Annotated in this window: 20 protein-coding genes; 6 read left to right on the top strand and 14 right to left on the bottom strand. The window is 41.3% G+C overall.

Features of this window, described 5'->3' with window-relative positions; all coding sequences use genetic code 11:
- Positions 1-80: 80 nt before the first annotated feature.
- Together H5181_RS04920 and H5181_RS04915 are read right to left on the bottom strand one after the other, a co-directional pair.
- Entirely contained in the window at positions 81-2,915 is a 2,835-nt protein-coding gene (locus tag H5181_RS04920; protein WP_182750394.1) for a hypothetical protein, read from the bottom strand.
- Between the two features lie 217 nt (positions 2,916-3,132).
- Positions 3,133-3,507: a hypothetical protein gene (locus H5181_RS04915; RefSeq protein ID WP_182750393.1), complete on the bottom strand. Its 375-nt coding sequence runs from the start codon at positions 3,505-3,507 to the stop codon at positions 3,133-3,135.
- 303 nt (positions 3,508-3,810) lie between these two features.
- Here H5181_RS04915 and H5181_RS04910 point away from each other — a divergent pair, with 303 nt between their 5' ends.
- Positions 3,811-5,019: a potassium/proton antiporter gene (locus H5181_RS04910; protein WP_182750392.1), complete on the top strand. Its 1,209-nt coding sequence runs from the start codon at positions 3,811-3,813 to the stop codon at positions 5,017-5,019.
- 61 nt (positions 5,020-5,080) lie between these two features.
- Here the strand turns inward: H5181_RS04910 and H5181_RS04905 are convergent, their stop codons facing one another.
- From H5181_RS04905 to H5181_RS04850, 12 genes are all read right to left on the bottom strand, one after another.
- The gene (locus tag H5181_RS04905; protein ID WP_182750391.1) at positions 5,081-6,298 is read right to left on the bottom strand and encodes a M56 family metallopeptidase; all 1,218 of its coding nucleotides are present in this window, start codon (positions 6,296-6,298) and stop codon (positions 5,081-5,083) included.
- On the bottom strand, positions 6,298-6,672 hold the full coding sequence (locus H5181_RS04900; RefSeq protein WP_101085084.1) for a BlaI/MecI/CopY family transcriptional regulator: 375 nt from the start codon (positions 6,670-6,672) through the stop codon (positions 6,298-6,300). The genes H5181_RS04905 and H5181_RS04900 overlap by 1 nt, the downstream gene beginning before the upstream one ends.
- Before the next feature lie 188 nt (positions 6,673-6,860).
- The gene (locus H5181_RS04895; protein ID WP_182750390.1) at positions 6,861-10,061 is read right to left on the bottom strand and encodes an efflux RND transporter permease subunit; all 3,201 of its coding nucleotides are present in this window, start codon (positions 10,059-10,061) and stop codon (positions 6,861-6,863) included.
- 16 nt (positions 10,062-10,077) lie between these two features.
- Positions 10,078-11,364, bottom strand: a complete 1,287-nt coding sequence (locus H5181_RS04890) for an efflux RND transporter periplasmic adaptor subunit (protein WP_259396943.1) — start codon at positions 11,362-11,364, stop codon at positions 10,078-10,080.
- Positions 11,365-11,538: 174 nt separating this feature from the next.
- Positions 11,539-11,949: a hypothetical protein gene (locus H5181_RS04885; protein WP_182750419.1), complete on the bottom strand. Its 411-nt coding sequence runs from the start codon at positions 11,947-11,949 to the stop codon at positions 11,539-11,541.
- 694 nt (positions 11,950-12,643) lie between these two features.
- A complete protein-coding gene (locus H5181_RS04880; RefSeq protein ID WP_259396941.1) occupies positions 12,644-13,213 on the bottom strand; it encodes an LPP20 family lipoprotein in 570 nt (189 codons plus the stop codon).
- Between the two features lie 7 nt (positions 13,214-13,220).
- The gene (locus H5181_RS04875) at positions 13,221-14,579 is read right to left on the bottom strand and encodes a transglycosylase SLT domain-containing protein (RefSeq protein WP_182750388.1); all 1,359 of its coding nucleotides are present in this window, start codon (positions 14,577-14,579) and stop codon (positions 13,221-13,223) included.
- A 21-nt stretch (positions 14,580-14,600) separates the two neighbouring features.
- Positions 14,601-15,401, bottom strand: a complete 801-nt coding sequence (locus H5181_RS04870) for an ETEC_3214 domain-containing protein (RefSeq protein ID WP_182750387.1) — start codon at positions 15,399-15,401, stop codon at positions 14,601-14,603.
- Positions 15,402-15,406: 5 nt separating this feature from the next.
- A complete protein-coding gene (locus tag H5181_RS04865; RefSeq protein ID WP_182750386.1) occupies positions 15,407-16,195 on the bottom strand; it encodes a hypothetical protein in 789 nt (262 codons plus the stop codon).
- Positions 16,196-16,266: 71 nt separating this feature from the next.
- The gene (locus tag H5181_RS04860) at positions 16,267-17,310 is read right to left on the bottom strand and encodes a CsgG/HfaB family protein (protein WP_182750385.1); all 1,044 of its coding nucleotides are present in this window, start codon (positions 17,308-17,310) and stop codon (positions 16,267-16,269) included.
- Positions 17,311-17,967: 657 nt separating this feature from the next.
- Positions 17,968-18,144 (bottom strand): DUF3012 domain-containing protein, encoded by a 177-nt coding sequence (locus H5181_RS04855; RefSeq protein WP_011639007.1) that lies wholly within the window; start codon positions 18,142-18,144, stop codon positions 17,968-17,970.
- A gap of 170 nt (positions 18,145-18,314) precedes the next feature.
- The gene (locus tag H5181_RS04850) at positions 18,315-18,680 is read right to left on the bottom strand and encodes an STAS/SEC14 domain-containing protein (protein ID WP_011639008.1); all 366 of its coding nucleotides are present in this window, start codon (positions 18,678-18,680) and stop codon (positions 18,315-18,317) included.
- 326 nt (positions 18,681-19,006) lie between these two features.
- On the opposite strand from H5181_RS04850, the gene arfB reads away from it, so the two are divergent.
- The 5 genes from arfB to H5181_RS04825 all read left to right on the top strand — a co-directional run bounded on the left by arfB (position 19,007) and on the right by H5181_RS04825 (position 21,873).
- Complete coding sequence (gene arfB, locus H5181_RS04845) at positions 19,007-19,423, top strand: alternative ribosome rescue aminoacyl-tRNA hydrolase ArfB (protein ID WP_182750384.1); 417 nt, start codon at positions 19,007-19,009, stop codon at positions 19,421-19,423.
- Positions 19,424-19,647: 224 nt separating this feature from the next.
- Positions 19,648-20,094 carry a type II 3-dehydroquinate dehydratase gene (aroQ, locus tag H5181_RS04840; RefSeq protein WP_011639010.1) on the top strand — a complete coding sequence of 149 codons (447 nt, stop codon included), beginning with the start codon at positions 19,648-19,650 and terminating at the stop codon, positions 20,092-20,094.
- A gap of 25 nt (positions 20,095-20,119) precedes the next feature.
- Positions 20,120-20,455 (top strand): DUF3859 domain-containing protein, encoded by a 336-nt coding sequence (locus tag H5181_RS04835; RefSeq protein ID WP_182750383.1) that lies wholly within the window; start codon positions 20,120-20,122, stop codon positions 20,453-20,455.
- 217 nt (positions 20,456-20,672) lie between these two features.
- Complete coding sequence (locus H5181_RS20870) at positions 20,673-20,774, top strand: DUF3859 domain-containing protein (RefSeq protein WP_404948489.1); 102 nt, start codon at positions 20,673-20,675, stop codon at positions 20,772-20,774.
- A gap of 91 nt (positions 20,775-20,865) precedes the next feature.
- Complete coding sequence (locus tag H5181_RS04825; RefSeq protein ID WP_182750382.1) at positions 20,866-21,873, top strand: class I SAM-dependent rRNA methyltransferase; 1,008 nt, start codon at positions 20,866-20,868, stop codon at positions 21,871-21,873.
- The last annotated feature ends 88 nt before the right edge of the window (positions 21,874-21,961 follow it).

Below are 21,961 nucleotides of genomic sequence, written 5' to 3'. Positions count from 1 at the left end.
AACTATCCTGTATGCGGTTCAGAGATAACCGCCCTTGCGGGCGGCTATTAATAGGTCACAGATTAAGGTTATCGAGGTGATTACTGTGGAAAGTAAGCCCAACCTTGACGCCAGTCATTCTGGCCATCGAATGCACCAATAAAGTTGGTTGATTCGAAGAAGCTATCATCAGTGCTTAAGTCTTTACCTTTGCCAAGTAGCGTTGTATCTGTTGCTGCTGGCATACCGTCAGTGATAGTCACTGCAGCTGTTGAGTTACCTTCTTGGCCCATGAACCAGGTTTCAACATTCACAGCGTCTGCTGTTGCGGCATTATCAGAGCTGTACTTAAATGGCTCGTTACAGTCGATAATTGAATGAGACATGGTTAGCGTTTTGCTGTTTACGTTGTCGACTAAACCAGCGTAAGAGCCATCTAACTCTAAACATTCGCCAGACTCAGTTTCAGCAGTAGTGCCTTTACGACCTTGTACTAGCACGTTGTATAACTCACCGGCTGTAGCAACACGTAACAAGATACCTTCACCTTTATCGCCACTTGCGTTAGCAATATCTGTACCCGGTAAAATAGTGAAGTTCGCTAATTTTGGCGCCGACACTGGGGTATCAGTAGCACCTTTATGGCTATCACCTTCGATACCACGGTTAGCATTACCGTCTTCGTGAGTGATATACACAAACTGTGCTTTACCTGTCCAACCGTTAGTCCAATCTAAGCTGTCATCGAAGTTTTCAGTTAAGTACACATATTTCAAGTTAACTGCACCACCCCAAAACTCAACACCGTCGTCGCCGTTAGCGTGAATTTGAATATGGTCTACTTGAGTTCCGCTGCCCACTGCCGCAAATGAGATACCGTTCATTTCTTGAGTATCATTCACTTTAAAGCCAGCATACTTAATCACTACGTAGCTGATTTGACCGCTGTTATCAGCGTTGTTGTTACCACCGTACGGGAAGTCACCGACTTCAAACGACGCTGAACAAGCATTATGATCAGGACATGTATTAGTTAAACCATTACCTAGAATAACCAATCCACCCCATTGACCACGTTCGCCACTTGCACCCGCAATCACATCCTCTTCAGAGGTCATTTCAATTGGGTGAGTTGCACTACCTTGAGCCATAATTTTTGAGCCACGACTCACCGCGATAAAGCTGTTAGATGTCGCGAATAACTTAGTGCCCGCTTGAATAGCCAATGTTGCAGGCGTGGTGTTATCTCCACCTACTACTACTGCACCGCCATCGATTTTGTACATTACGTTTTGGCCAGCGAGAAGAGTCGTGTTGCTTAAAACATTGCCTTCAAGGGTACAAATTAAGGTAATTGATGCATCTTTATATAAACCTGCTGTTGCAGCTGAAGCTGTTGTGCCTACTGGACAAGAGGTTAATACTGGTAATGCTGTCGGTGTTGGCGTTACATCGTCATGAATGGCTGTAGTCCAGCCTTCCGTCCAATCGTTAGTGCCATCAAATGCACCAATGTAGTTAGCATTAACCAAACGCGCATCAAGGTTAGCCAAATCTGCTTTGCCAGCCGTTAATGCAACAGATGATGAATTAGGCATGTAATCGGTTAAATCTGCTGCTGCAACTAAGTTATCCGCTTGCCCTTTGTACCAAGCTTCAACATCTAGCGCTAAAGTACGGCCTTCTGCAGCATCTGCCTTGGCATTTTTGAACGGTTCAACACAGTCAATTAAGCTGTTTTGCATCGTCAATTCTGCGGTGTTGGCGTTGTTAACGGTATTGTCATCGTTAACCTCTAAACATTCGCCAGAATCAACGTCACCTTTAACAAGAATGTTATAGGTATTCACGCCAGTGCCTTTACGGAATAAAATACCTTCCGCATCGTCACCACCACTGTTGGTGCCGTTAGCAACCTGAATAGTAAAGTTAGCTAACACTGGTTTGGACATAGGTACAGCACTTGCGTCACTGTTACTGTCAGCTTCAATACCACGGTTAGATGCGTTGTCAGCTTGACGAATATAAACGTGCTGCGCGCTACCTTGCCAACCGTTTGTCCAATCTAACGAGTCATCAAAGTTTTCTGTCAGTACGATATTTGTTACTGAAACATTACCGCCCCAGAATTCAAAACCATCATCGTTATTCATGTGAACTTGTACGTGGTCAATTTCAGTACCCGCACCCACACCGGCAAAACTAATACCGTTCATTTCTTGGGTGTCATTGATTTTGAAACCACCAAACTCAACGCGTACATACTTGATTGAACCTGAATTGTCTTCGGTGTCATTACCACCGTAGCTGTGGTTACCCACTTCAAAAGACGCTGAACAATTAGTTAAATCTGGGCAGGTGTTTACTGGCGCATTACCCAATAACACTAAACCACCCCACTGACCCGCTTTACCTTCTTGGCCTAAAGCCGTTTCAACAGACGTAAATACGATAGGGGCAGTTGCAGTACCATCAGCCATAATTTTAGAACCACGGCTAACCACTAAATATGAATCGCTGCCACCTAAGATTTTGGTGCCAGGTAATATCGATAACTCAACCGCATTGGCATTGTCGCCACCGGCAATCACTGCACCATCAAGCTGCCATACAACGTCATTACCTAATACGATTTTGTCGCCATCTTGGCCACCAGTGGTAATTGTTGATGCTGCTGTAGAAGGTGCAAGCGTTCCCTTTAATACCCAAACTTCTTTACCATCAACGGCTGTCATGGTGGTGCTTTTAGTTGCAAAGCCACTGTATGATTTTTGTTGTTCTGTCTGAGTGGGTGTAGTTGGAGTTGTTGGCGTAGTCGGTGTAACAGTATCGCTACCCGCATTGATATTAATATCACCACCACAACCAGCGAGCCCTAATGTTGCAGCAAGGGCTGTAGAAAGTGCAGTAAGTTTAAAAATGTTTTTCAGTTCCATTGTCATCTCCGAAGACGGATTTAAGCGTGTGAGTTAGTTGGCTGGATGACAAGCTAACCTGCAAAAATGACAAAAAGACTGCGCAAACATGACAGTCACATTTCATTAACATTACAGAAATGTGCAAATCCAATGGCTATGCAGCTTAGGAGGATATTTGAATGGCATAAATTTTTAACAAAAAAAGCGAAAATATAACGTTTTAGGTCTAATCAACTTAATAATAGCTAACATAAACGGTCCACAAACCAAAAATAATGGCGCACAACCCTGCGGGTCTGAATGCTTTGACACAATATGAGACAGACCATAAAGCAAACTTTTTGTGATACTTTTCGGTCATAAAAACAAGAATAATTGCAATAATAAACAATAAATTACCTATCACTTCGAACACAAATGGCGATGAAGTGTTATGCGCATCAAGTAGTAAGACACTCCCGAGAACTAACCGAGATATAATTTCAATGTAATGGAAATAGCGTTGATGGCTAAAACGAACAATTTGATCTGTAAAATGCGCTGGAGCCAACATCATGAACAGGCCAAAACTGAATATTATTACACCCCACAAGCTAATGAATATGGCCATGTTAACTCCAAGAGATACTGCTTACGCTAATATTAACACCTCACTAATGAGGTAAATATGTTAACTAAAAATGTCGCATCCACTATCAACAAGATGATTAAGCAAGATGCCTCAACAAAAAAGGCTAAGGCTGGTGGCTATTTATTACCCTTTTATAGTCTAATAAACACACGGCAATGACATTAATCAAACTGACTCTGAAGATATAAAAAAATATTAATAAATGCTCATGAAATAAGTTTAGACGATTTTAATGCTAAAATAGCCATTTGATACAATCTTCATCACACAAGGAGTGCCCATATGCCACCAGATATTATTATTTTAGGGATCTCCATACTTATCGCCATTGGCATTTTACTTCATCATCCATCCAAAACTTTAGGTTTACCATCGTTACTGATCTTTATGGGTGTCGGCTTAGCATTTGGTAATGGTGAGTTTGGTTTTGTATACGATGACCTACAGCTTACTTCAGTGATTGGTACCCTCGCATTAAACACCATAGTCTTTGTCGGAGGGCTCAATACTCCGATGAAACACATTAAGTTTTCTTGGAAAGAAGGCGGAATGTTATCCACTGCAGGGGTGATATTCACTACCATTATTTTCGGCTTTATCTTGAATGCGTTACTCGACTTTAACCTCATTACTTGCATGTTGTTTGCCGCGGTAGTGTCGTCTACCGATGCGGCGGCCGTATTTTCTATTTTAGAGTCAAAAAAACTTAAATTAAAACACGGTACTGGCACTATTTTAGAATTCGAATCGGCTACCAATGACCCTGTAGCCTTACTAATGGTGGTGATGTTAACCGACTTTATTATCAATAGTGCCAACGGCGCACCCACAGCACTTTCAGTGTTATCGAGTCTCGGCCAGCAAATTGGTGTTGGGGCTGTCGTTGGGTTAATAATGGGTAAATTAGCCGTTTGGGCACTTAATAACATTAAACTGCCTGAATTCGGACTTATTCCTGTTTTTATTTTGGCCAGCTTTGCCATTACAGTATCAAGTACCGAAATATTGGGTGGGAACGAACTTATTGCGGTTTATATTGCCGGGGTGATCATCGGCAACTATTTAAAGAAGGGCGCTGAAGTCAGTAAGCATTTCTTTAATGGCATATCGTGGTTAGCGCAGTCATTAATGTTCATCATTTTAGGCTTACAGATTTTCCCGCAGCAATTAATGCCGGTGTTCATTGCATCATTGCTACCGGCTATATTGCTTATTGTTGTCGCGCGCCCACTGGCTGTGCAATTGTGTTACTTACCGTTTAAACAAGCTAATTGGCGCAAACGTTTGTTTGTTTCTATGATCGGATTAAAAGGTGCTACGCCAATTGTTTTCGCGCTTATTCCCGCTGCAGCAGGAGTAGAGGGGTCGCGTGAAATGATCCACATGGTATTTTTCATTGTACTGATTTCGGTCATTGTCCAAGGCGCCGCTATCGAGCCGCTCGCCAATAAACTAGGGCTAAAACTGCAGCCCAAAAAGCCAGATCTATAAAAATGATTCAATGCCTCATAGCAATGAGGCATTGAATCATTTTCAGTATCTTTGTTATTAGTTATTTTACCGTAATTCTCTCAATTGATTTATCAGGCTGATGGATCACATAGTCTAACTGTACTTGTAGGTCTTTAAACCCAATTGCAGAGGGTTGATACTTCCATTGTTCAAGTGCCTCAACAGCCGATGCATCAAACACTTGTTTCGGCGACGACTTGGTCACTCTAACATTGTTCACACTGCCATTTGGACTGATATCAAATGACATTTGAACATAACCATTAAGCCCTTCTTTAGCAGCATCAATTGGATAGCTAGGCTCAATTCTTATCACAGGCATTGCCATAGAGTCGGTTTTGTTTTCAACGTTGAGATTATTGCCTGCAAATACCTGCTGATTAAACATAAAGGCACTAACACCAACAGCTAATGTCATTCCAATCAACGCTAAGGTGCTTTTTCCATGTTGCTTTTTCATCTGTAAGATCCTCTCTTTTAAGATGGTTTTATCCCCATAATGGGTGTGTAACATGCTCAAAGGTGCATGTTGTGAATAGGCCAATAGTGTTCTGCTATAGGCAATTTTAGCTTGGGCTTTCATGCTGGCAGTGACCTGCGCATCGCATGACAATTCTTGATCTTGTCTAAAACGGCGATAGCTCAACCACATCAACGGATTGAACCAAAACAATATGGTTAATCCATAAGCCAGGGCATTTGCCCATAAATCACCACGTTGATAGTGATATACCTCGTGCTGAATAATGGCTTGCTGCTGGCTTTCTTCGAGTAAAGTAAAGCTTGTTGGCACCAAAATACTGGGAGCAATAAACCCAGCGAGCATAGGTGATTCAATATCAGGATGGACTAATACGTTAAGCTTTACAGAGGGAATATCTAGCTGACGCCCACACTGGATTAACCGTTGCAGGTAGCCGTATTCCATCACGATATTAGCGACCAATAACGTGATAACGGCACCGTAGAGATAAGGCAGGTATAACAGGTCAAATAAGCCTGCCGACAACGCTGCAGTATCGCTAGCAAACACATAATACTGCTGGATGATTGAGGCGGTGTTATTACTGCCAAACCAGTTAACGTGGTGAGGCAATATCATTTGCAGTAAATCTGCAATGATTAATAGTGGCACTGATATCCACATAAAGTAGGTATAGTGCGCTCCAAATCTAGACAATAACAACCGGTGCATTACCAGCAAGGTCAAACACACCACGCTCAATGAGATGGTTTGTTCCATAAACCAATTAATCATCACTTTTGTTCCTTTTGCCAATCATCAAGTAAGGTTTGCAGTTCGGCGACATCTTCTGCCGACAGCTTGTTCTTTTGCGCAAAACCGGCAACCAATGGGGTTAACTTGCCAGCAAACATGCGGTCCACAAAAGAAAGCGATTCTTTAACGGTATAGTCCTGCTCAGCAATTAATGGTGAGTAATGGTAAACCCGACCTTGTTTTTCAAAACTGACGGCTTGTTTTTTGACTAAACGATTAAGCAAGGTTTTAACCGTTTTTTCATGCATGTCATGGCTTTGTTCTAATGCATCAACCACTTCACTCGAGGTCAATGGCGACTGCTGCCAAAGCTGCTGCAACACGACTAATTCACTATTGCTGATTTCTTTCATGCGATACCGCTCATTTGTTGTTAGAACTTATTAGATTATAAATGGATTACAGATGTAATCTGCCTATTTAAATTACAACTGTAATCTTAAATAAGCAAGTATTATTTTCGAGCGATTTACGAATGAAAATGAAAAAGCCTAATCAGATAATTAGGCTTAAAATTGAAATGTTATTTAGCTAATTGGCTTTATTTCGATAATAACTTATCTCGATACAACCACTGATAAACCGTCGGCAACACCAGTAAAGTCAAAGCCGTTGAGCTAAATAAGCCGCCAATGATCACCACCGCTAATGGTTGTTGAATTTCACTGCCCACACCAGATGATAACAAGATAGGGATCAGCCCCAATGAAGAGGTTAGTGCCGTCATTAACACCGGACGTAACCGCCCTACCGTGCCTTGGTAAACACTGTCGTACAGGCTTTCATCTGATGATTGTCTGCGTTGGTTAATCGAGTCCACCAGCACTACACCATTTAATACAGCAACACCAAATAAGGTGATAAAGCCGATTGAACTGGGCACCGACAAATAGGTGCCAGTGACATATAAAGCCACCACGCCGCCGATTAATGCCAATGGTACGTTAGCCATAATCAATGCCACTTGTTTGAGTGAACCAAACGAGAAATACAACAATAAGCCAATAAGTGCGATAGAAATGGGCACCACCAACATTAGCTTTTGTTGCGCCCGTTGCTGGTTTTCATATTGGCCGCCCACCACAACCGTATAGCCCGCAGGTAACTCCGCTTGCGGCACAATGGCATAAATATCGTTGACCACCGAACCCATGTCACGCCCCGATACATTAGCCTGCACCACCACTCGGCGCTGTACATCGTCACGACGAATATTCGGCGGCGCCATTTCAATCACCACATCAGCGAGATCGCCCAAGCGTACAATCGCGCCATTGGCACCACTGAGTAGCAAGTCTTCAATCGCATCTGGCGCATTACGATATTGCGCTGCTAATCGCAGATTAATGTCATAACGGGCATTACCATCAATCACTTGGCCTGCACTGGCACCACCAATACCTCGAGTGACTAAACTCATGACTTCATCGACGCTAATACCATAGCGAGCAAGGACTTCACGTTTAGGTCGAACGACTAACTGAGCTTCACCGCTGACTTGCTCTAGCGACACATCAACCGCCCCAGGAATGGCAGCGACTAAATCAGTTAACACCTGACCTTTTTCCGACAATATGCTCAAATCGGGGCCAAATATCTTAATCGCTAACTGCGCTTTAACGCCCGATAACAACTCATCGACTCGAGTAGCAATCGGTTGTGAGAAAGTTAACAATAATCCTGGGAATATCGCTAGCCGTTGCTCCATCAAACGCTGTAGCTCAAAGCGATTGCTTGCCGATGTCCATTGTTCTATCGGCTTAAGACCAATATATATTTCAATATTACTCACAGGTTCTGGGTCGCCGCCAAGTTCGGGAGCTCCGATTCGACTTAACGCATATTCCACCTCAGGAAACTCCAGCAGCATGGCTTCAATTTTAGGCGCAACGTTAACCGAAGTAGCCAGACTGGCTGTAGGCGCCAGTGTCACCCGTAAGTTGATGGTGCCCTCTTCTAATTCGGGCACAAATTCAGTGCCAAGTTTTGGTAATAACAGCATGCTTGCAGCAAACAAAACAACTGCCGCTAACATCACCGATTTAGGACTTGATAGCACCAGTGTCAGTACTCGTCGATAGACTGCGTCAATGGGGGCCAACACCTTGCTTTGACGCACCACAATACCGCGTTTAAATAGAAACACCGCCAATGCAGGCACCGCAAATAACGCCACCACTAATGCCGCCATCATCGCAAGAATAATGCTCACGGCCATAGGTTGAAATAATTTTCCTTCTACACCTTCAAGAGCAAATAACGGCATAAATACTACGATGATAATCGCTGTTGCAAAGAAGATAGGACTGCACACTTCTTTTGCCGCCAACATGATCCTAATCGCCATGCTTTGGGTTTGTGCATCAGCTTCACTATCAACATCACTATCAATATGAGTTGCAGCAGATTGGTTGGCGCCAGTTTCGCCGCTAACATGTTTAAAGATGTTTTCGACCATCACCACTGAACCATCAACTAGCATACCGATCGCAACAGCAAGACCACCTAAAGACATTAAGTTAGCTGACATGCCGTAATAAGACATGATCAATAACGCGATCCCGATCGACACTGGGATCGACAGTAATACCAACAATGTCGCCCGTATATTGACCAGAAATAATGCCAAAATAATCACGATAAATCCAAAGGCCATCAATAGCGCTTCAACCACTGTCGTGACCGCTTTATCGACTAAATCCGCTTGGTCGTAAAACACCTCAAATGACACTCCTTTTGGCAAGGATTGCTCAATTAAACTAATACGTGAATTGATGTCATCAATAGTGGCTTTGGTATTGGCGCCCATGCGTTTAAGCACAACGCCTGCAACCACTTCACCTAGCGCTTGTACATCGGACGACGAGCCATTAGCCGCTGCCTGCCTGCGCGACATGGTCACTGCACCGACTCTTATTTCGCTACCAAAAGCCACATTAGCAATGTCGGCTACTCGTATTGGCGTGCCATTGATTTCGGTTAACGGAATGTCGGCAATGGCCTGTAAACCTGCGGCGCCAGCGGGCAACAAACCATAACCACGAACCACTAATTGCTCCTGGCCTTGGTCCATAAACCAACCACCAGCATTACGGTTATTACTTTCCAATGCTTGGCTAACTTGGCTCATCGACAAGCCATAACTGCGCAGTTTATTAGGGTCAACTTGCACTTGGTATTGCAACACCTCGCCGCCAAACGACAGCACCTCAGTCACCCCACTCACCGGCATTAATATCAACTTCACTAAATAGTCATTTAAGCTCCGCAGCTCAGATGCGCTGATATTGGTTTCGGGTTCAGCCCGTAAAATGTATTGATAAATTTGCCCTAAACCTGAGGTGTTTGGGCCAATTTCAGGGGTGCCGACACCGGCAGGAATCGACTCTTTTGCAGCTTGCAGTTGTTCAAACACTTGCTGACGTGCAAAATAAATATCAGTACCTTCGGCAAACACCACGGTCACTAGCGATAAGCCAGTACGTGATAATGAACGCACCTCGGTCACCGCCGGTAATGCATACATTGCCGATTCGACAGGATAGCTAATCAGCTTCTCGACCTCTTCTGCCGCCAAACCTTCCGCTTCAGTATTAATGGTCACCTGCACATTGGTGACATCCGGAAACGCATCTAGATTTAACTTCGGTAACATGAATACCGATGCCACCACAGTGGCCAGTAATCCAAGTAACACCAATAACCGCTTTTCAACGGCAATCTCAATTAATTTATATAACATAATGATGCCTTAGCGATTAGTGGTTATGGATATCAAAGCCAGATTTAGCTTGCTCAGATGCTAAGAAAAACGCACCAGATACAACAACGCGAGTTTGTGGTACTAAACCACGAATAAAACTCAGTCCGCGTTGACGCTCCACCACAGAAACCTCTACTGCACTAAATCCACCGTCTTGCTCTATGAACACCTGCCAATCACCATCACCACCGCGTGTTAACGCCGCATCTGGCACAATAAATCCAAGCGGCTCAGCCCCTTGATTTGCTGCAAGGTATAATTCGGCAAACTCGCCAGCATGTAAGTCATGGCCTGGGTTTGCCATACGCACTAATACTTGCTCAGTGCGGGTTTGCGAGTTAATTTCATGCGAACGCCCAATAATGACACCCTCTCGAGTACGGCTTCCCACTCGCACCAAAACATCGGTGCCCATATTGACTTGATCTGCTTGTAATGGCGTCAGTTCTGCCTCTACCCACAAATACGATTCATCAGTCAGTTGCATCAAAGGTGTGCCCGCGGTTAACACTTGTCCTACTGTGGCAATATCTTGCTGAACCCGACCATTTATGGGAGCCAATAACTGAAACTGACCAATTGAACTAGGCGATGTTGCTAGCTCAGCTATCTGTTGTTTGGACATCATTACCGACTGTAAAATGGCACGTTTAAGCTCTGCATTGACCTCGGTTTGCATCCGCTGACTGGCACTAATCGTTCCTTGGCTCATGCGCTTTATACGATCCCACTCCGTTGCTGCATTAACGTAATCGGCTTGCGCCGCAGCAATATCAGCCCCGCCGATAGTCAATAATGGTTGGCCTTTTTGCACCTGTTGCCCTGGCACCACATGGCGCTTAAGCACCTGCATATCTAATTGCGGCGCTATGGTGATAGTTTTGTCTTTATCTACAACCAGCTGAGCGGTGGCTACAGCCTGTAAATTAAACGCGGTCGCACTTAACTGTGCCACTTCCACTCCCGCGAGTTGGCGCTGCTCTGCACTTAAGGTTAACAACGACTCTTGATGAGCCGCCTCTGTTGATTCACTGCTGGCTTGCACAGGCGAACTAGACAGTGCAAATAATGATAACAATAGCGCTGCACTGAACAATAATGCCCGCGAAACGCTGGAGTTAGTGCGGTCATATTTTCGAATGCTTGGCGGAGAGATGGGCTGAGTGCTTGGCGCAACATTTAACTGAGAATGATTCACAAAATGATTCACTAAATGGCTCAACATAGCGTTGGCATTTAATGCTGCCAATAAAGGTAGTGCTGGGACTGATTTGATTTTCATGGTTAATCCTAAAAACAATCTAGACCGTCGACAATAAATATCAACGGAAATAGGCTTAGCCACCGTCATTCAAGCGAGATATCACGCCATGATGGAATGCAAAAAAGCATTCATTAGCACAATAACAGCGAATATAGAGGTGAAGCTAAACAGTAAAAACGTGCTTTAAAGGGATTAAACGATAGGAGGACGATAAGTAGGGAAAGACTCAGGAGGTAAATAGTTAAGTTTGGTATCGGCAAAAAGGTCATGAAAATGTTCACTAACTACATTATCGTTAAGCTTAGCAAGTGCCACATGGCCACCATGACACTGACAATCTAAACACACATCAACTTGCTCAATATCGGTAATATTGCCAACATGCTGGTGGTCATCATTAACAGAATGCAGCAATGAACCATTTAGTGCACAAGCACAATCGACACACTCGGCGATGCTTATCACTTCGGTAGTGAACTGAAGATGCGGGTGGTTATTTTGCTCTTCGTTGCTGTTACCCACATGTAATTGATGCGCACCTAAATTGGCACCCACAAATTGCAGTAGTACTAAAGCAATTAGTAATCTTGATATCCCAGCCATTGAAAAGCGAGAAAGTAAATTGGACAACAATATAAAAAAATCCTGAGCAACGGGAAATCTACAACAACAAAGTGTAATGATACACACTTTTTATTAAAATCTAGAATAGTTTACACAAGATTTTGACCCTGTAACCTATTCTTTGCTCAATAACCTCAGTTTATCAAACTGCTCGTTGTTCTGCTCTCTGTGTTGTATTGACTTGCAATAGGTCTGTTATTGCCGCGCCGGCACTGTGTCGATGTGCTTTAATATATCTCCCATCAAGACATTCCCACGCATTATCGCTATCAGTCGATAATGACTTGAACAATCTGAGTAAAATACCTTTTCTTGACCACAGTAAAAAAACGACGCTAAACCGTATGCCATAAGCCAAAATATTCAGGTAAATCGGGCCAAGGACAGCCGACACGCAATCAATAGAGGATCCCTTTCATCGTATATCTATACTCTCGCTTCTTATAAACGCTATCTTCAAGCAGAATAGATTTTAGCTTCGACCACCTCTCATCAGTGAGCATTAATCGGGGCATGGTAGTCTCGTTGTATTTGTTTTTGGCGAAGTAATTTATACGAGCGTACCTTCTTCGCACAAAATTCAAACAAAGATCAACAGCCCCTAATTTATAAAGATATAAAACAATAAATTAACTGATTTACAGGCACTATTTAACAGATAATTTTAGTCAAATTATTTTACAGACAACTCAGCCTGTAACTCTTCTGTAATTTTTGTGGTACGAAAGTCTTTATACAAACTCGCTTCCGATGATGGATCAAGAGCTACACCAGCAGACGCTAATAAGTTATCAAATAATGGCTTGGTATTTTCCATTTCAACTAAAGCACATAATTTCTTTTGATTATCAATACGTGCAAAAGCAATTTCTTTAGGGATTGCACCAACTAAGCTTTGTTCAGCAACCTGCTTACTCACTTGGCTAAATGTCGACTTATTTTGAACAGAAGACCCTTGCTGAGTTTGCGAGTTCATAGTTTTATCCATGACTTTTGCACGAGTCTCTATTTGTAGCGCTAGATCTGCTTTGGCAGTGGCAATCGCTTGGCCTCTTGCAGCTGACATATTACCACCCCAAGCGACGCAACTTGAAGAAGCTAAGCCATTTTTGCTCGTTGGCATGAATACCCAACTTGGAATTGAATCATTGTCAGCAAGTGGTGTTGATTGTGACTGAGGAGTACTGTTACACGCTGCTAGCATTAATACTGAGGCAGAAATTAGTAGCACTTTTTTCATCATTATTCCCTTATTCGGATAGATTCCATTGATTAATTTGATGTTGATATTTAGCTTCAAGTTTAGACACTTTGGCTAAATACTTTTGAGTTTCGGGGTAAGGTAAACGCTTCATTAATTTGCTATAGACTTGATCGGGCGATAATGCATTAATCTTGCTATAAGCCTGCTTTATAGAGCGATTATTTCCACCATTAAAGGTTTTTGCAATATTACCCGCGCCAGTATTGTAAGCGGCTATGACGCAATATTTCCTGCTTGTTGGATCGTCAATACCATCAAGATATTGTTCATTTAAAATAGACAAATAACCAGCTCCGTAACTAATATTAATATTAGGCTGATACAGCTCTATCGAAGTTGGAGCTTGATTTTTACGATAAAACTTTCTAGCAACATCCATACCTGCAGATCTTGGCACAATTTGCATTAATCCAAATGCAGGAATATGAGATTTTGCTTTTGGGTCAAAAGTTGATTCAGCATATGAAATAGCAAGTAATAACGATAACGGAATATTCATTTCTGAAGATTGCTTTTGATAGAAAATCAAATAATCCTTGGATAATTTGTACAAATAATCTTCAGGTAAACGCATAGTGTTTACTTGAATTTTTTTATATATAGGATTGGTTTTAACTAATGCCTCAACTTGATTATCAGCTATTTTTTTACGTTTTAGAGATTGTTGATTAATCTCATCAACTTGCTTGAGTTTATTATTCGCATCAAGAGATCTGGCATTGCTAGGTGTAATTTTAGCGGAAATTTCAATCTCTATGTCTTCAATACTTTGTTGCGCATCAAGCTGTGAAAGCATTTGCTGCTTTTGTATATCAATTTGTTCATTAACGACTTTTTCAGCTATTACTTCTGATGGTTGGTCTATTAGTATACTCAGCACGGTTTCTTTATCCGCTAACGCTGCCGGGCTTTCTATATTGGCTAAAAAGCTTCGCGTATTAGGATCTGCTTTTAACTTTCGAATAACAACATCGTGATCAATAACCTCATCAGTTAAATTTTCTATAACCACTTGTTGAGTCAACGCATCTATTTTAACGCGAGTCTGCTTATCTTGTGTGTAAATAACCTCTACTTCGGAAGTGCTTTGCTCAGGCACACTCCAAAATTTCAGTAATTCACCACGATAAGCGTCAAACTCGGCTAAGTATTCATCCCGAAATTTTTTAAATTCGGCATTTTTAGATTGATTAAATTGTGAAACCTCAGCTTTGCGCTGTTGCTTAAATGTCTCAAAATCACTATCTGCAGCACTCACTAGCGAGCCGACGGATAAACCAACACCGATACAACATAGGCTTATTAGTATCGGCCTAGCTTTATTTGATATCACTTGTTTGCCCATGTTTTTCATCCTTTGAAAACATCAATCCTTAAAATAAGCATTAAATTCATAGCGAGTTAATAAACTGTCTGCAATGATTTGCTCATCTATTTCATATACTGCATAAAAATTAGCGGCTTGTGCTGTAAGCTTTTTAGCTAGTGGTGCTACCTTTTTAGTTTCATCTAACATCAAAATCTGACCTAACTCATCTAAAGTAGATTTGAAGTGTTCTTGTTGTCCGTCATACTCTGTAAAGCCAGCTGCTAGTTGTAACTGCATCCCAGAAGCACCAAGATCTGTGGTGGTCATAAAATAAATTAAATTATTACTATCAAAGAAAAAATTATTACTTCGCTGCGTAATTGATTCAATGCTATCCGTGAGTAAATGTAAGTCCGTAAAGGGGATTTGCGGCGCAAAGCGATCTAATATAACGCTGTTGTTAAGTAAACTGTGTACTACAACTCCAGATACTCTTTGCTGTTCTGTAATTAAGGTTAGTAAGTACTTATCTTGTTTATAGTATCGATATTTTAAAGCGCCATTGATGGTTGAGCTTTTGATTATGGTTGGCATACCAATACTAGCTTCAATATGTGCTAGATAATTACCCACTCTGATTGTATTAAGCGTTTTTTGTTCTACTCTGTCTGTAAAATGAGTAATAAACCCTTGATAACCTTCGGTGAGTAACTCTTTTGTATCAGACCAATTACCTAATCCCATTAAAATAAATGCAATATAGATAAATAATCGAGAAATTTTGGAAAACAAACCAACTTGGCTTTCATCTTCTTCTATGGTTGAACCCGTAAGTATTTGCGCTACCGCTTTTTTCATCTTGGTCATTGAGTAATTTTTTTATGTTTTAGCGAAGATAAATCAACAAAGAAGTTATCTAAGCTGTCACTGATTGCTAACTGAATTAATTCAATACGGCTTTTCTGACTATAACTCATGGCTTTCCCTGAATAGGTTTTATGCCAAATAGGTTGGTTACTTTTACTCATTTTTACAACAAGTTTACTCTCAAGCATATCTTTGCTTGCGCGAACAATCTTATTAGCTAGTTGATATTTAACTTGGCAAGCCTTAGCTGTATTATAAGTGAACCCTTCTTGTGACAAGCGTTCAATTAACATTTCTTTGATTTGCCCCTTATTGTCTCCAGAGCTTTCAATACAAGCATTTTGAGCTATCAGTTGCTCTTGCTGTGCCTTTAGTTGATTCGCTTTACCTTTTTCAAGATCTGCTTGTTGTAATGAAATTCCAGCGTAAACAACACAGTTCTTGCCGTCGATCCAACGATCGAAAATAGTGGCATTCTGTAATATTTGCTGACTTTCTAAATTTGTATCCGCTTTATAGCGAGAATAACCAACATTACCAATAGCACCAACAGAGGTTTTTTCACTAGTTGATACAACCGTGTTTAGCATTTTAGTAAGCGAAGACCTTGCATCATTATCCGCTCTTCCTTCATCAATACTCTTTAGACCCGTACATTCTGAAGAACCTGCTGCAATATAAGATACACCATCAGCAGTTTGCGACCCCACCCAATCAGGCTCAGGACGTTCAAAGTAATACTCTCCACAACTACAGGCAATAACAGAAGAAGACCAAGTCAACATAACTGATAGGAGAGAAAGACTTAGAGTACGATTAACTCGCACTCTAAGTATGCTGTTTAAAAGGGGATGCATTACAAACGCTCGGAAGCTAATTTGCTTAACACATCAACATCGATTAAGCGTTGCTTAATACGAGTTTCACCTTCCATAACTAATTTTAATTCATCGATATCATCAGTCATAGTCATTGCTTTTGAATAGAAAGCATCAGCCATTTCAACATCTGCTAAAAACTCAGCACAAACGGCATTGTTATAGGTGATTGCAATAGATGATGCGTATTTTGATTGTGCTTTTGAAAATAGTTTACAAGCACCTTCAAACATTCCCTCATACGCAAAGTTAATTCCCTGACTAAATAACTTCTCAGCATTTTCGGGCATATTTGAATCATCATTTGTCATTAACTCAACATCAGTTGTCACGATATATGGTGCTAGGTCGAACTTCAATTCTTTAGTAATGCGAGCTAGCGCCTTACCAACTAGTTGCTCATCAGTATCCATTGATTCACTCTTATCTTTACAGAATTTAGTATCAACGATTTCACTGTAGTTTTTTGAAAATATGATTTCACCAGATTCAACAGAAACAGCTTTAGGTTTAAAAATCACAGCCGCTGTTTTTTTTGTGCAACTAACGGTATATTCGCGCCTCTTTTTACACTTATACCAGTTGTCACCCTTTTCTACACATTCACTTCTTTCTTCTGAATAATTAGATGAATTAATTTTTGTAGAGTAACTAGCTGAAATTAGTGTATCAGCACCAGTTAATTGGCCTAATTTAATGCGTGTGGCTGAATTAGTTAACATACCATCATTCAGTTTCTGCTCTTTAATTATAGAATCGATGCGTGAACGCTCGACTAAAGTAAAGTAAGGAGAGTTATCAAACTTAATACCACTGAGGTTTGTCTCTAAAATAGAACCACCAACTGGTGAAAGCCGATCATGGATAACGGCAATCCTATTCATGTGTTCTGTATTTGATTCTCGAGCTGGTTTTATTTGAGAAACGGGAGCTTTAGGAGTTGTAAGTGCATGTCTAATAGTAGAGCAGCCACATAGTAATATTACGCAAGCGGTGGTCGCCGCAAAGAGTCCTTTGTTCATAACTTTCATCCTGAAATTTGTGTATATCATTAAAAATATATTGAAATCAAATTTGATTTTTTAATATACATAAATAAAAGTTAATGTGAAGTACTTAGTTCACATTAATCATCCCAAATTTAAAATAACTATTATAAAACCCTAAAAGAGGATGTCTTTTGAGCAAAATGATTAATATTTAACCTGAGATTTGTGGGGGGGGGGTAATATTTAAATATATAGATCATCATAAAATAAACGGTAGATACTTATTAGGAATAAATGCCTATAATTAGTCATTACTCAATAATAGCTTTGTGTTGATGACAACATTTGCTGATTGTATAAATAAAATGTGTAATAAGAATATCATCAGCCATATGCGCCAATAAGAGATGATTGTTAATTGAGGTGATATGTCAGGAAACCGCATGAGTGCTCAATAATTACTCTATGTGGTGAAAGGTCACTTGATTGTATTAAACGACTCTTATTTTTGACTTAAAATCCGACGAGTAATGAATATTTATCAAACAAGTTTTGGGTGAAAATATTCATACGATTGCTTTGGGTAATATGTGAGGAATCGATGCTAGTTTGATAATAAAACTTATTAAGCATAATCCAGAGTATTTTTAATCACTTCAACTAAAAATACTCCTAAAAGTAAACTCAAGCTTATTTAAATACGCAGTGCTTAGCGTAATCAGCTGCTTCATTGGCAGTCCAATCACCACTTTCTTTTTCTTTCATTTGCTTACACCAAGCTTCACTACCCACTTCTGGAGCACATGCCGTTAAGCTAAGAGTTAACAATAATGCACTTGATACGGCAAACAACTTTGACAATGACATAAGCTATCCTTTTCTAAAATAATAAAATCTAGGGTCTGATGACCTTTCGAGATGAATTCTGCAGTAGTTTGTGATAATTAGCTACAGCTTAGAACTTATGGTGTACCAATGTTCGAAACAAATAAGCGATAACCGAGTAAAAAGGTGCCAGCAAATAATTTACAGGCCCCTTAGCACAGAGATCGTTTGGCAATCCAAGTAATGGCTTCTTGTTTACGCTCTAATGGAAACCATGCAACTTCGCCCTGCATAAAGGGTCCCATCAGCCTAACAGAATTACCCACCCAATCTGGGCCGCCTACAAACACTAACGCATCAAACGCAGGTAACTGAACTTCTCCGCTACCGGTTAATGAGCCAAACTCCCAGCCTTCTAACAACACATCAGCTTCAATATAAAGACACACTTGATTCCAGTCTTTACGATAACTCTTAATGGCGGGCTGTAAACGGGTACGGTAATCTTGTGCCGATAAACGGCCACTGACAAATAAGCTGATGACACCTTTAGTGATATCGGGGATTTGGCATAACATAACGGCAACTCCGGCCCTCTAATTAGGCCATAGAACAGACTTTATACGGTGATGTTATCGTGTAAAGCGACAATGGCGCTCATGATAACAAAACTATTCTAGTTATTTCATTAAATATGTAATAACTCTGAGGCCTGTCAGGCTTTTTAGTTCAATATCCATGCTAAGGCTAAACCACTTCTTGCCATACATGTCACAGCAGACAACCCTGAAAAGTTTCCCAGATTGCGGTAGAATGTAACTACAGCACATAAACATGCCGCGTTAAAAACAGTAAGCAGCGTTACAGGTTTATGACCGTTAATTAAGGGGAACACTACAACCGAATGATACAAATAACTCAACGCGTCATATTGCAAGATAACGAAATTGAATGGCAGTTTGTCCGTTCAAGTGGTGCGGGTGGCCAGCATATCAATAAAGTATCAACCGCAGCGCAACTCAGCTTTGATATTGCCTCATCTTCTTTACCCGAGTTCTACCAACAAAAGCTGCTTGAAAAAGCCGATCACCGTATTACCAAAAGTGGCAAAGTAATTATAAAATGCCAACAATCACGCAGCCAAGATTTTAACCGCCAAACCGCACTGGAACAATTTATTGAACTAGTAAGAAGCGTTGGTGTAGTACAAAAAGCCCGTATACCAACCAAAGCGACAAAAGGCAGCCAAAAGCGACGCATTGAAACCAAAAAACAACGCGGTGCCACTAAAGCGATGCGCCAAAATAAATCTGATTATTAATAAGTAATTAGTAAATAATTAGCCAGTTGTTAATAAATCATTAGTAAGTCGCTAGCAAATTATTAGCAACAAAGTGAATCCGCCATCACTCAATGACTAAGGTATTACCCTAGTTGAGCATTTTTTGGTTTACCTGATAACCGTCTTCGGTAAGAATGCTTGTTGAACCCTCTTTTGTGCTGCATATTAAGCCGACTTACCTTGCGATTTTTATAGGAACCATCATGAGCCAAACAGCAAAAGTTTTATTGATCAACGGTCCTAATCTCAATCTATTAGGCCGTCGCGAACCCGGACATTATGGTCACCAAACACTCACCACTATTGTGGATGAATTAACTCGCAATGCGACTCAGGCTGGCGTTACGCTTGAACATATTCAGTCCAATGCCGAGTATCAATTGATTGATGCCATTCATGCTACCGACGCTCAATTTATTATTATCAATCCAGCAGCCTTTACGCACACCAGTGTTGCTTTGCGTGATGCCATACTTGGGGTAGCGATTCCGTTTATTGAAGTACATTTATCTAACGTACATGCCCGCGAACCTTTTAGGCACCATTCGTACTTTTCAGATAAAGCCCTAGGAGTAATTTGTGGCCTAGGCGCACAAGGTTATGATTTTGCTCTGCAAGCGGCGATTAAGCACTTGAGCGATAAACACTAAATATCATTCTATAAAGGGATAGCCCTTGAGTAAGTTAAAAGCCGATGTAAGCGTTATTTATAGCGGACTCTTTAGCCAATGGAATAGCGATAGTGATGAATTACCGCGATTTTTAGCGGCAACAGTTCATGTGCCTGCGATTATCGACACCGAATTTGGCTTTATCACGCGCATAAAAAAGGCTAAAAACCAAGTACTCACTTATTGTATTTACCACCCTAACATTACCGATGACGACGGTAATGTTAGCCCACCGTTTGATGGTGAGATATTTATCAAAGAAAACGATTGGCGCTTTTATCTGGGCGATTGCATTTGGGCGCCAATATACCAATCCTTATTGAAGTATGGTCTATTTTAGGCGTCGTCACAGTACCAAGTACAATTCAAATGACTGATGGTGTAGTCATCTCCATCAAGGGCATTTGAGGCAGTAATTGGTATTGTGACACCGCCCCGAAGGGCGAATTTATTAGTGCGCTCTTCTTTGTTAGTCTTTCTTGACGTAGAACAACTATGGCTTCAAAAGACTGCCGCGAATACCACACTAATAATTTTCGCTAAAAGAACAAACTTCAATGCGGATTGGTATTTATAAAGTCGGGAACTGGCGCATGACGCTGGAGTTAAATGGCAAAATCATTGCAGACAAAACCTTTAAGGTGCATCTACCAGATTAATTGCGACGCTTAATAGTCTGTACTGCAACTTCACTAAGTTAGAATGTTTGCTATAATCCGCGCCAATAGCCACACCATTTAATGAGCCCTCATGTCCATTCAAGCTGTTTTAGCCGATGCTTTAGCCAAGCGTGCCACTTTTTTTGAGCAAGCTGCCAAAGATAATACTGATTGTTATCGGGTTTTTCACGGTACCGTTGAAGGTGAAAATGGCCTTAACATCGACCGTTACGGCGATGCATGGCTGATTCAAACATTTCACCAAACCTTATCGGCTCAGCAACTTGAAGACATATCAAGCCTACTGACTGCTCACGCGGACTATCATATCGTCTATAACGATCGCTCAGGCAGCCATTCTCGTGTGGTCAATCATGCCGAAAATGAAGCCCAAGACTTCTCGCAATCAGAGCAAGTTATCCATGAAAATGGCATCGCTTTTACCTCCAAGTTGCGCCATGAAGGTCAAGATCCGCTGCTATTTTTAGACATGCGTATTGGGCGTGAATATGTACGCGCTAACAGCCAAGGTAAGAGTGTTCTAAACTTGTTTTCATACACTTGTGGTATTGGTACTGCTGCAGCGATGGGCGGTGCTCGTAAAGTCATGAATATCGACTTTTCATCATTTGCATTAGCTGCGGGACAAAAAAATGCTGAGCTAAACAATGTCACTGATGTGTGTGAATTTGTGCAAAGTGATGCGTTTCCGGCATTGCGTCAATTAGCGGGGTTGCCTATTGGCGGTCGTCGTAATCAAAAGCTGCCTAAATACCCTAAACTGCGTGTTGCTCAGTTCGACTTAGTGTTTTTAGATCCACCACGGTTTGCTAAAAGCGCCTTTGGTATTGTCGACTTAGTCAATGATTACCAAGGCTTATTTAAACCAGCAGTATTAACCACCAAAGTCGGCGGTAAAATTGTTTGCTGTAATAATGTCGCTAAAGTTGACCGCCAAGCATGGTACGACAGCCTAGTCCGCTGTGTAGAAAAGCAGGGCCGTAAAGTCACTGCGACTCAGTGGTTAGATTGCCACCCAGACTTCCCCGCATTTGATGACAACCATCCGTTAAAAATTGTCGTGCTAACAATAGACTAACAGTAAATTAGTTATATGTTTAATTAAGCGATATGCCGCTTATAAAAATCATTCAGCCACCTTTACGGTGGCTGAATTGTATCTGCGA

This window comes from Shewanella sp. SG44-2, from assembly GCF_014164215.1.
Lineage (GTDB): Bacteria > Pseudomonadota > Gammaproteobacteria > Enterobacterales > Shewanellaceae > Shewanella > Shewanella frigidimarina.
The sequence above is the reverse complement of the archived record's forward strand: the minus strand, read 5'-3'. Positions and strand labels throughout refer to the sequence as shown.